A 10,852-nucleotide genomic window follows, 5' to 3' on the forward strand; every position below is an offset into this window, starting at 1 on the left:
GGGTGCAAGGGGTCGCAGGTTCGAATCCTGTCACTCCGACCAACAAAATCAAGGGTTTAGCTCAAAAGGCTAAGCCCTTTTTTTATGCCCGAATGGTTTTTGCCCCACTTTTTGCCCCACCAATTTCGGTGCAGCTCCCCCAGCGGGATTTGAAGGTTTTGATCCCTACACTTTTTGGCTCCACGCCAACCTTGAGTGCAAAACGTGCCACTTTTTCCTTGAGCTTTTGCTTAGCCTGGCGTTTGTACCAGCGCACCAAGGCGTTAGGCACCATGTGAGGCTGCTTATCGTTATTGGGGGGCAAGGTCACACCAGCAAGCGTCCGTTAAGGAGCTTTACAGGCGCAAAGGGGCCACGTATGACTTTCAGGCGGTGTTGTGCGCTCCAGGTAAGGAAAAGCTTCTCCTGAGACAAATTGGCGGCTACTGGCGAACTACTACCCCTGCTTCGGGAGTAGTGGCTTTAATTTTTTTCAGTATTCCGGGTTCAAACCCCATTTCTTAGATTCAACCATTGCCATGTTTGATAATAGTCACCCTGCCCTCGCTTACCCTAGGAAAAAATATACGGAGTACCTGCAACACGAGAAGTTACATTTTAGATAGCAAAACTCAAAGCAATTACATTATGCATATTAGTATATTTTAATGTATTGCACGCTTAAACTGACACCCTCCCCCATACGGCATACGTCATTCACTACTTTACTTTGGGTTTACCGTTACTCCGTCTACTCACTTTACTAGTGCCATAAGTTTTGCGGCTCTGGTTCTCAAGCTAGGCAGTAGGCCAATTGACGGACGATCTGACCAGAGTCAATAGCGACAAATGCACATGGGGCTGGAAAACCCTTGTGCATGAGCAAAGCGTATCTACCCCTACTGGCCCCCTCACTCTTCAACTTCTTCTTGTTTTATGTTTTTTTAAGGGCTTTGATCGCCTCATTGTAGACGCGGATCAGTTCACTCATTAGGTTTTCTGTATCCAAGTCATCCGGGCTATCGGTAATATAACGCTGTAAAAACTCAGCAACCGCTGGCTCCAGCTCTTCTTTATGCTCTTCCAGGTAATCCTCTAACGTATCCAGAGAAAAACGTTCGTAACGGCTTTCTATAGCTTTAGTAACATTTTCTTTGACCTCTCTGACTCTCCCTCTACGGCTCGCATCCTTAACCTTTGCGACTTGTGTAAAGGTTTCCCTCAAGTAGTCACCATAGCCATCATTGATAAGGCTAGATATTTTTTTATTCCCCGAGTATGACTTTGGAATATAAATATCAACCTCTGTATCAGCATCTCCAAAAACTTGCTCTTTCCACTGCTTGAGAGTACATGATTCATCTATCTCTGGCAGATTGCCTACCTCTTCAAGAATTTCATTGTCGACATACACCAAAATCCCATACTTCTCTAACATTCGATAAACAGGGTTGTACTTAGCCAACATTAAGCCCTCTTTCAAATTCAATTAAAGCATAATAAAGGTTGTAACCGGTATGACGAACCTTATCCACCTCAGCATCGAGCTTTTCAGAACAGGCTTCGTAAAAGTCAGAGTTAACCCCGTCGATTTCCACTCTATCGAATCGAGATATAATCGGTCTTTCGTCGAGAATCGCCTCTAAAACCTGTCGATCTTCTTCAAAGTAACCGGCGAGAATCGGCCTCCGAACTTCTCCGCTTCTAGCAATTTCTACATGCTTCAATATTTCTTCCATTTTTTCAAATAAATGATAATTCCATTCCTGAACAGCATCACCGAGCTTGGGAATCCCTACAAACATATATTCCAGCAGGTAAAGGTGTGCTGCCAGTTCTTTAACTCTTTCTTCTAGTGTCTCTTCATTCGTGATGTGCGGATGAACTTCTTTTGGCTTTTCTACAGCCAACCTCAAATAACAGTCCTTATTTTTTAGTTTTGGTTTGACTTCCAAAAGCAGGTTGGGCTTTGTTTTTCTGGCTCCTGGTTTCATTACTATCCCCTTCAGCTCACTCAACCAATGATTTTAATAAAGCATCTCGCGCATCCTGATAAAACTGAATATCAATTTTAGTTGCCATGTTATCAGATAGGTCGTACAACTGCCTGCGAGCAGCGACAGGCATTAATAAGGTGCTGGCTCCCTTTTCAATAGCCAACTCTGCGATATTGACAGCGCTATTGATGGACTCTATCGAGCCACCCAAATTGATTTCACCGACAACAATCAAGCCTCCTTTTACGGACTTTTTAAGCAAGCTGCTGCACATGGCGACCAGCGACGCAACGCCGAGCTTAGCTCCTTTCTTAGCCGCATCAAAAGCTCTTAGCTGAACAGTAAACTCATGAGCACGCGGGTCACGATCACCTATGAGCTGCATGGATCGGGCATACAGATTTTGCTCGGCATAGCGCAGCGACTCCTTGAATGCCGGTGGAGCCGGGGTATTTAAGATTTTAACACCAGAGCCTGGGCCCTCATTAACCTCTATCCGGTAAAGCCCAGCATTATCATCAAAATTATTCCCCCCCTCACTGATTGACCAAATTTGCCCTGGCTCTAAGGGGTCATCACCAATTTCATTGTCAGCTCTTAACTCGGGTGTAGCGACAAATTTTTCTATGCCATCATCACCAATAAAATAGCTGAAATGGGTATTACGAAACTCTGCTGCACCGACTCTTTTTTGCTGCTCCTTCACCCGACGCCTCACCTCCAGCCCCAAACGGGTCGCCCATTCGAGGTCCTCGTCTGAAGCCAGCGCGTCCGAGCTTGGGTACATCAGTTTGAGCAAGCCAGAAACTGTTTTGTTGACGGCATTGGTATCACGGCCACTTAAAGCACCGCCCAGGTGAACACGGTTTTGCATAGCCGATACGCGACTCTCAAAGCGCAGGCGACTCATGCATTCCGAAAAGAAATCACTCACCAAACCAAAGTGATCTGTCGTCAGCTCCTTCGTCATCTTGGGTACATCCCAACCTGGCAGATAGCAATGAATTCGGTCCATCCAGGCAGTGTCATCGCGCATTTCTTGCGGCAGAGGCCCAAACAAATGGCCCACTCGCTGCTGGTGCTCAACATCAACTTCAAAGTTCCCTACAAAGACCATGGAGCCATCTGCTCTTATGCTTTCCTTGCCTCGGCTGAACTCACCTGATTCCATATAACCTTTCATAATGTTGATGCCTTCTTTGGTATCAAAACTGATACCGCTGACCTCATCAAAACAGACCACATCGTACTGGCACACCAATCCGCGTTGCCCAGAGGCATTGTTAACAAACATCTTGGCAATCGTGGCTTTGCCACCCGATATTAAGTGCGCGTAGGGCGAAACCTGTTGGAAGAGGTGACTTTTACCGGTTCCTCTTGGCCCCAGTTCAACCAGGTTATAATTACGCTCAACAAAGGGCACCATTCGCAGCAGTACCGCATCTTTTTGCCGAGGGTCAAGCACCTCTGGCTCCAAGCCAATTGAACGCAATAAAAAATCCCGCCACTCATCACTGCTAAAGTGGCTGCGAGCTTCAGCCATCACATCCAGGACATTGCGTTTTGACATTTGGATGGGACGAAGATCAGCGACACCAAACGCATTACCTTTTTCTTCAGCGATCACCGAGTCATATTCCAGAGTGACTTCCGCATAAAAGCCCCCTGTCAGAAGCCGCTCGTTGTCATCAACGGTCTTGTCTGCAATACGTACACGGTTTAAATTCAAGCTGGGCAAGGTGGCGAGATAGCAGCCCTCTTTTTCAACAAAACGCACACTGACAATATCAATCAGCTTGGCTGCACCCGTCTTGTAAGCACGCGCCTTGAACAACTCTTCTTCGCCAGCTCTGACTGTTCTGGATGAAAGTTGACGCTCAACTATTTCTAATCCTTCATCAATTTCTTCAGGGTCAGTTGAAGCGCAATAGCGGCCCAGCATGAACTCAACGACATAAGTTGGAACCGGAAATTGGCGCGCAAAAGTCCTTACCAAGTCTTTGCGGACGATATAACCTTCAAAAACTTCTGCTGCCTTCAGATCCAAAACATCCAGTTCCACTAGACTTCTCCTCCGCTCAATTTATTCATCGCCAATCAGAGTCGGCTTCTTGGCCAAGACTTGGTCGTTTGCATCAAGTAGTATAAGCACTGCACTCGTCCCCTCATGTTCATCTTCAACCATAAGGCTACACTTTCCTTGCTTGAGACGCTTGCGAGCACTGATCTCTGTGTTGGGATTAGCCGGATGTGTTCTGATGACTGCGAAAACCTCATCAGCCGAGGCTTCTGCCTTCACTCGGCAGGTTAAACCTAACCAGCGCACACCGGATAGACTCGCAGTAACTTGGCTTTGGCTTTGATGTTTTAAGGTGTTCTTGATCTCAATCACGGGTGTCAAACATTCCTGCAAGCTAAGCCCACCGTGATCATAGTTAAGTCCTGCCCTAAAACTGCTGACCCCTGGTGCCATAGCAATACTGACATTGGCATTCCAATACCACCCCACCTGCTGATAACCACTATCAACTGCTGAACGCAAAACGGCACAGCGCCCCCAGCGAGTTTCAGTCAGATGCTTGGGTAGCTCGACTTTGTTCATGCTGTTTGGCGCTAAAATCCAGCCATGGTCTGTTACAATACGAACTCTATTCCAGCCAGCAGCTAAAAGCTCGTCAACTCGCTCGATAACTTCATCAAGCAAAGCATCCACTCTTGAAGCAAGCTTCAGGCCTTTAACATGACCTTCTTTATCAATATCACCACTTTGCACCCAGGCATTCTTCTCGGGGCTTCCAGAATCACCTTCTTCCAGATACAACCATCCCTTTTCCTGCAAAAACTTTTTTAGATAATAGGCAGAAAAGCCGGCATCCCTCTCTGTAAGGCTAGGCTCGAAGTCCACATCGGTTTCCCGACCCGTCAAACGATCATGGATCGGCGTAATCGCTGCCTTAGCTGTTGCCGTAACCGATGGAAGGGCTGCCCAGTTGGTTTTAAGGGTGGCTTCAGCTCTAGCAGATAGCTTTTCGACCAGCCTTTGCCCTAAATCAAAGCGCAGGCCATCGACAAAAAATACCGCCTCCCCCCCAGCCGAGTAGGGGGCCGTTGCCTCATTAACCTGAAATGTGCCTGGATACCCCTTTTCCCTTACAAGGTTTTGAAAATTGCGCGTTACCGCATCCAGCCAAGGCAAGTAGATCAAGTTAAGCACGTCCTGGGCTAAAGCTTGTAGCTCATTTGGAAGCGGGCAAGCCAGGGCCTTTAACACCTCGTCGTCCACGCGCCAGAACCGCTGGCGGTACTGCTCAGCCATATCCTCTGCATCATGGCCAGAAAACACTTGTTCAGTGTCTTGTGCAACCGGTGCCATGTGCTTGAGCAGCTTTGCTAATGGAGCCATGCCCAAGGATGCCCAAATCCACTCTCTGCGCAGGGTGTGACGCTGCTCTAAATGCCAAATACCCTGACGGGCTTCCGCTGCACCTAAAGTAGCCAGTTTTTTCAGCTCTTGCTCTAGAGCCTCTTCTTCTTTGGCGTTGATTGCCGGATAGCTGGCCCCATCAGCAGCCAAATCAGGTACAACTTTCATCAAGAGTGCTGGCAGATTGGGGTAATGGTGACAAGACTCAGCATAGCGTTGCCAGATGCTTTCCCATATCCCTTGTCGTTGGCACAGGAGTTCTGCCGCAACCAGCTCACCCTCCTGCTCTGGACTAAAGCGATACTCAGACTCACAAATACCGACCAGGGCTTTCCACCGAGCTGAACTCCAGCGCTCCCTTGTTGCTTTGGGATCATTCATCCAACTGAGCAGATCACGCACCGGGTCACTGGAAACCAGCTTATTAAAGTCTGGCGCTTCCAAACGGCGACCAGTCAGGTTTTCACGCTCACTTTCAAGTATCTCCGTTAATACCCGCAGCATGGCTTGTTGAGACGCTTCATCTTGAGCCACTTCAAGCCCGGCACCGCCATTTGCCGAAACCAAAAAGGCATTCACGGTCCAATCGCGACCGGAGTTGTTATAAATCCACCAGCAACCCCGATACTGCAGCTCAGCTAAGGGTTTGAGTTCATCAGGACAGTCAGCAATGGCACGAAGGTCTCTGCGCTCTACGCCTGGAAGGTAAACAATGGGTGTTGTGTTCTCTGGAAGCTGCACCTCTGGCAGCACACCTTCAATCACGCATTTAATCCAAATGGCAGGGCCGCACTTTAACTCGGGAGAATAATCACCAACAACAACCAGCTCTGGCATGGCCGCTTGTAAAAGCGGTAAGGCAGACTCCCATTGCCTGAGCTTGTCCGTCCAGAGTATTACTTTGGGGGCCACCTGGACATTGGAGTTGTAGTGGGCACTGGATCTGACTTCTTCAGTCAATAAATCAATCAGCTTCATGGCAGTCCTTAGCTAACAGAGTAGGTACTTTTATTCAGTTGGAATGGCTTCCAGCTCACAGAGCCAGGCATCAAACAAGCGGCATTTTTCTCGTATCACTGGCAGCCCCATTTCCAAAGCAGCCAGACTGCCCAGCAGTGGTTTTTCATAGCCAGGGATCAGCTTTTCTATGCGCTTGCTCGGAGCAGTATTCGGGTCATTATTGATCCGCTCGGGTGTCTCAAAGTCACTGGCAATGCTTCTTAGCTCTTCTGTCAAGTGCGGCCTATCCACACCACTGGCAAAAGCTTCAGGGTTACTAAACAGCAGGGCTTCAAACTCATACATCTGAATGTATGGAATGAAACGACGCATGGCATCCTGCCCCAGATGACAGGTTAAAGTTGCGGTCATTTCACTTTTAATGGTCATTGCCTTCTGGGCAATGTCCAGGTTGGCATCCAGTCCCGGCTTGCCGGGAAAGTCCTCCGGCAACCCATAAAAATCAAAGAAGGTGGTGCAGTAAGCGGTGCGCTCTTTAAGCAGCCGATTTTCTACATCGGTTCGCAACCGCTCAAACTTAAACTTACCGCCCTTATGCCCTGGTTTACCAACCAGCGCCGGAAGCAACCACAAGCCCTTATCCATAAATACGGGCTGCAGCAACTCATTCACGAATTGCTCCTCGGTTTGGCCTTCGCATATTACATGCACCCGAATCATCGTGATGGCCTCCCGCCTAGCACATTCTTCTCCCAAAGCTCACCCACCGTATAGTCTTCAAGCCAGCGATCAAACGCCTTCTGATTCAATCGTTTGAAAACTGAAGCACCTTGCTCGCGCTCCACAACAATCAAGTCTTCTATTTCAAACTCATTCAGCAAGGGTACGGACTGGGTGGAAATGATTACCTGGGTTCGCTTTGAGGCTGAGCGAATTAGAGCACCCAACAGGGTAATGGCATAAGGGTGCAGGCCCAACTCGGGCTCATCAATGATGATTGTGGAGGGCGGCACCGGCTGCAGCAAGGCAGTAACCAGGCAGATAAAACGAATCGAGCCATCAGAAAGCTGGCTGGGCCAAAAGGCATAATCACTGTCATGCTGCTTCCATAACAAACGAATCTGCTGCTCTTCAGTAGGCAGGGTTACCGGCTTTAGTACAAAATCATCAAAAAAAGGTACGGCCAGGCGTACGGTTTTACGAATTTGGCTGTAAACCTCTGGTGATTCCTGCTGCAGCCGATATAAAAACGCTGCCAAGTTAGACGCATCCATGCGCAAAAACTCATTGTCGTGCACGGCGCAGAGACGCTTAACACCCGCCGTATCGCTGGTATCGTGAAAGTGATAGACCTGCCAGCCTGAGATGGCGTCATAACAATAGCTGGCCACCTTTTTGGAAGTGCCTTGTTTAAGCTCTTTTTTCAGATTGGATTCTGCGTGACCTGTACCCAGGTTAGGCCGTGTGACCCCGTAGTAGGGGCCATTGAAATACAGCATTTCAGATTCAAAGGTAAACGCATCATCAACTGTTGCCGCAAGCTTAAGGTCGTAGCCGTTATCACCAAATCGAACCGAAGTGGTCAGTGCTGAAGTTTCCTTGACGCCATAACTCAGGATACGATCTGCCCCACCCTGTATGCTTGCCCAAACCTGAAGCCGCCCCTCTACCAGCTCTGAAAGCATCTTGAAATAAGCCACAAAATTACTTTTGCCAGCGCCATTGGCACCAATCAGCACATTCAGATTGGAAAGCTTCAGTTCATCCACTTTCCTGATGGACTTAAAGCCAGAGATGGATAGTGTATAAATTGCGCTCATTGTTTTGCACCCAACATCCAGAATAAATTAATACCCATCTGACACCATCAACAGTTATTTATCCATCGCCCATACAACCAGCACATCTGTTCTGGTATCAATTGAGCCGTGTATTGATCAGCCTTTCGACTGACATGCTGAAAGCTCAGGTTTCAGCTGCCAGCCAGCCTCCAATACCTCAAGCAGGTTCTGTTGGCGTTTTTTGACCACATCCAGGGTCCACTCCGGCGTATTCAGCACCTGAGTTGTCATCACGTAAGATGAAACGCCTTTGCGACCACCAAAGTAAGCTGTTTTCTTTTTCGTGAAGTCAAAGTTACTTGCCGCCGAATTGCGTTGCTGAGTCAAAGGCACCAGGTTGGCAATTTTGTGTACCCATTGCTGTCTGACATCTGCCTCCGGCCAGTGTTCTTCCCATTCACTACCGGCTAAAACTGTTTGCGGCATTACGTGCTCAATGGTCAGCACCTTGGCGTCATAGCTAGCGGCTCCATCTGACAAGAACGAGTCCAACCGCAGGATCAGATAATTACGACGGCGTGCAGTCAGGTAATAGATATCCGAGTTCAGGGCATTCAGCATTTCCTTTTTTTCGCTTTCTGTTAGCTCCACTGCCTTAACCGGGTTACCAAGTGAATGTGTTCCCATAAGCTCTTCAAGTACAACCGCATAGCGAGCAATACGCTGGTTTACGTTCTTAGCGCTGATGTGCATGTAAGCTGCCAGCCGCTCCAGCTGTTGGAAAAACCGCAACACATACTTGGGAGCGTCTTTTTGGGTGGACAAAAACAGAATAGCGCAGGGCATCCAGTCAGAATTGTCGATGCGATTCAGCCACTTCAACAGAGCGTTCACATCCGATGCGTTCGTGGTCGAGATGTACTCATTCTTCTTGGCAATCAGGTAAGCCATGGCGTAAGGCTCAATGACATTCGAAATCAGCTGCTCGGAGCTAGTCGATTTCTTTACCACATGCTCGTCAAACTCTTCCAACAAGGTGCGCTGCGCCTTAGCCCGCGCGTAGATCATGCGGATATGATTGAACAGCTCGGCAAAACCCGCTCGCCCGGTTTTGACTTCGAGCTCCTCCCAGGTGTTGGTGTAGTCTTCCTGTTTTTCCGCAAGGATATTACCGATCACATCGGACTTGATAATATCGGTCGGCAACAAATCCAATCCCCGGCTATTCAGCACTGAAAATACCCGGAATGCCGATTTTTTACTGGGGGTGGACACCACAACCAGGAAGCAGCGCTGGATCAGGAAAGCACCAAATCTGATCAAGCCATCAGTATCCTTGGCAAAAGTCGTTAAAAGCCGGTCTTTCAGCAGCCTCGCGTTGCGCTGGATGTTTTGCTGTGGCTCTTCCAGCCGGGCAGACTCCAGAGCAAGCAGCTCGTTGAATTTGAATGCCTGGACATAGTCAGCAAAAAACTGTCTGTCACGCTCGCGCAAACTCAGCCTGGGTTTGGCACTGATACCTTGTGAAAGCCTGCCAGGCTCACGGATATAGCCTTCGAAATCAGAACGTACCTCACCATCAAGCAGACTGGTGATCACCGATAACAATATCGTCAGCGTAGTCAGTCGCTGCTGCCCATCAATCACCTCGGAAGCCGGTTTGCCTTCAGCCTTGATCAGTACAATGCTGCCAAGAAAATACGAATCATCCTCGGGTTCTGCAAGGTAGAAGCTGTGCAGGTCGTCAAACAACTCCAAGGCCTGGTCGTCAGTCCAAGCATAGGGTCTTTGATAGGCCGGAATGACAAAGTCAAAGTCAGAGCTGAAGATTTTTGCCAGCGGGTACTCTGCCCCCGTTATCTTGTTACTCATGCCTTGCTCTCCCTTGCTTTGTGCTTGTCCGCCAAGCTCAGATGATGTTCGTTGATGCGATCTCCTTCTTTGCCGCCGTATTCCAGCCCTAAGTGATACCAGGGGGCGGATTCAACATCGTTGCCGCGATCTTTTGTCCATTTGATATTGGGTTTGCCGCGCAGTACCCCTGCACCTTTTTTGCCCATATCTTTGGCCAGCATAAAGGGGCGGATATTCAGGCGCACGCCATCGTTTAAGTCAGGGTTCCAGCCGATGGGCTGTTCACTGAGCGGCTTCCAGCGCACAAAAATATCGTAGGGGGTTTCGCCTTGCAGTATCGCTTGCAGTTCTTTTTTCAGGTTTTCCGCAGCTGCCTGACGAATATCGGCACCGTCATCCTGGCTTTTTTTCTGCTGGCTGATCCAATCATCCAGGTAGGTATAGATCAGGCGCTCCAGGCCGGTTTTATCCAGCTGGTGGTAATTGACCAGCGCACTAAAGCCGTCTTTAAGGCCATCCCACACATGCCAGATAAAGGGGCGATGCTGAAAGAGTTTACAGTGCTGTTCAAAAAACTGATCGCGCAGCCATAAATCCAGGGACTTGCCGCCCACTTCTTCGAGTAGGCGATTTTTCAGCGGGGTTGTCCAAGCCTGACCATAAGCGGTTTGCAGCAGGGCCTCAAGACGTTGCGCTGCGGGTTTTTCGCCACGCACGGCAGGCAAGCAAACGATGCCGTCATCATCGACTGCATCAGCCAGTTCAGCACAGCGTTCCACCCAAGCGCGTTGTTCTACTGCCAGCTCCATGTCTGGGTCTAGCTCGGCTGGCCAGCGATAACCCAACAAACGCGCCAC

The 10,852-nt window shown here is 48.9% G+C and carries 9 protein-coding genes; all 9 read right to left on the reverse strand.

Going from position 1 to position 10,852, the window contains the following annotated elements:
* Positions 1 to 82 precede the first annotated feature (82 nt).
* Positions 83 to 304 (reverse strand): YgjP-like metallopeptidase domain-containing protein, encoded by a 222-nt coding sequence (locus IBX50_RS13350; protein WP_292256593.1) that lies wholly within the window; start codon positions 302 to 304, stop codon positions 83 to 85.
* A gap of 609 nt (positions 305 to 913) precedes the next feature.
* A complete protein-coding gene (locus tag IBX50_RS13355; protein ID WP_292256595.1) occupies positions 914 to 1,447 on the reverse strand; it encodes a hypothetical protein in 534 nt (177 codons plus the stop codon).
* Positions 1,437 to 1,973: a hypothetical protein gene (locus IBX50_RS13360; protein WP_292256597.1), complete on the reverse strand. Its 537-nt coding sequence runs from the start codon at positions 1,971 to 1,973 to the stop codon at positions 1,437 to 1,439. Before IBX50_RS13360 ends, IBX50_RS13355 begins: the two co-directional genes overlap by 11 nt.
* A gap of 16 nt (positions 1,974 to 1,989) precedes the next feature.
* Positions 1,990 to 4,038: a BREX system Lon protease-like protein BrxL gene (gene brxL / locus IBX50_RS13365; protein WP_292256599.1), complete on the reverse strand. Its 2,049-nt coding sequence runs from the start codon at positions 4,036 to 4,038 to the stop codon at positions 1,990 to 1,992.
* 21 nt (positions 4,039 to 4,059) lie between these two features.
* Complete coding sequence (gene pglZ, locus IBX50_RS13370; protein ID WP_292256600.1) at positions 4,060 to 6,378, reverse strand: BREX-1 system phosphatase PglZ type B; 2,319 nt, start codon at positions 6,376 to 6,378, stop codon at positions 4,060 to 4,062.
* Positions 6,379 to 6,408: 30 nt separating this feature from the next.
* Positions 6,409 to 7,080 (reverse strand): DUF4276 family protein, encoded by a 672-nt coding sequence (locus IBX50_RS13375; RefSeq protein ID WP_292256602.1) that lies wholly within the window; start codon positions 7,078 to 7,080, stop codon positions 6,409 to 6,411.
* The gene (locus IBX50_RS13380; protein WP_292256604.1) at positions 7,077 to 8,180 is read right to left on the reverse strand and encodes an AAA family ATPase; all 1,104 of its coding nucleotides are present in this window, start codon (positions 8,178 to 8,180) and stop codon (positions 7,077 to 7,079) included. Before IBX50_RS13380 ends, IBX50_RS13375 begins: the two co-directional genes overlap by 4 nt.
* A gap of 117 nt (positions 8,181 to 8,297) precedes the next feature.
* Entirely contained in the window at positions 8,298 to 10,013 is a 1,716-nt protein-coding gene (locus tag IBX50_RS13385) for a DUF262 domain-containing HNH endonuclease family protein (RefSeq protein ID WP_292256606.1), read from the reverse strand.
* On the reverse strand, positions 10,010 to 10,852 hold an 843-nt coding region (locus IBX50_RS13390), incomplete at its 5' end, for a hypothetical protein (RefSeq protein WP_292256608.1). The genes IBX50_RS13390 and IBX50_RS13385, both read right to left, overlap by 4 nt.

This window comes from Marinospirillum sp. (genome assembly GCF_014859565.1).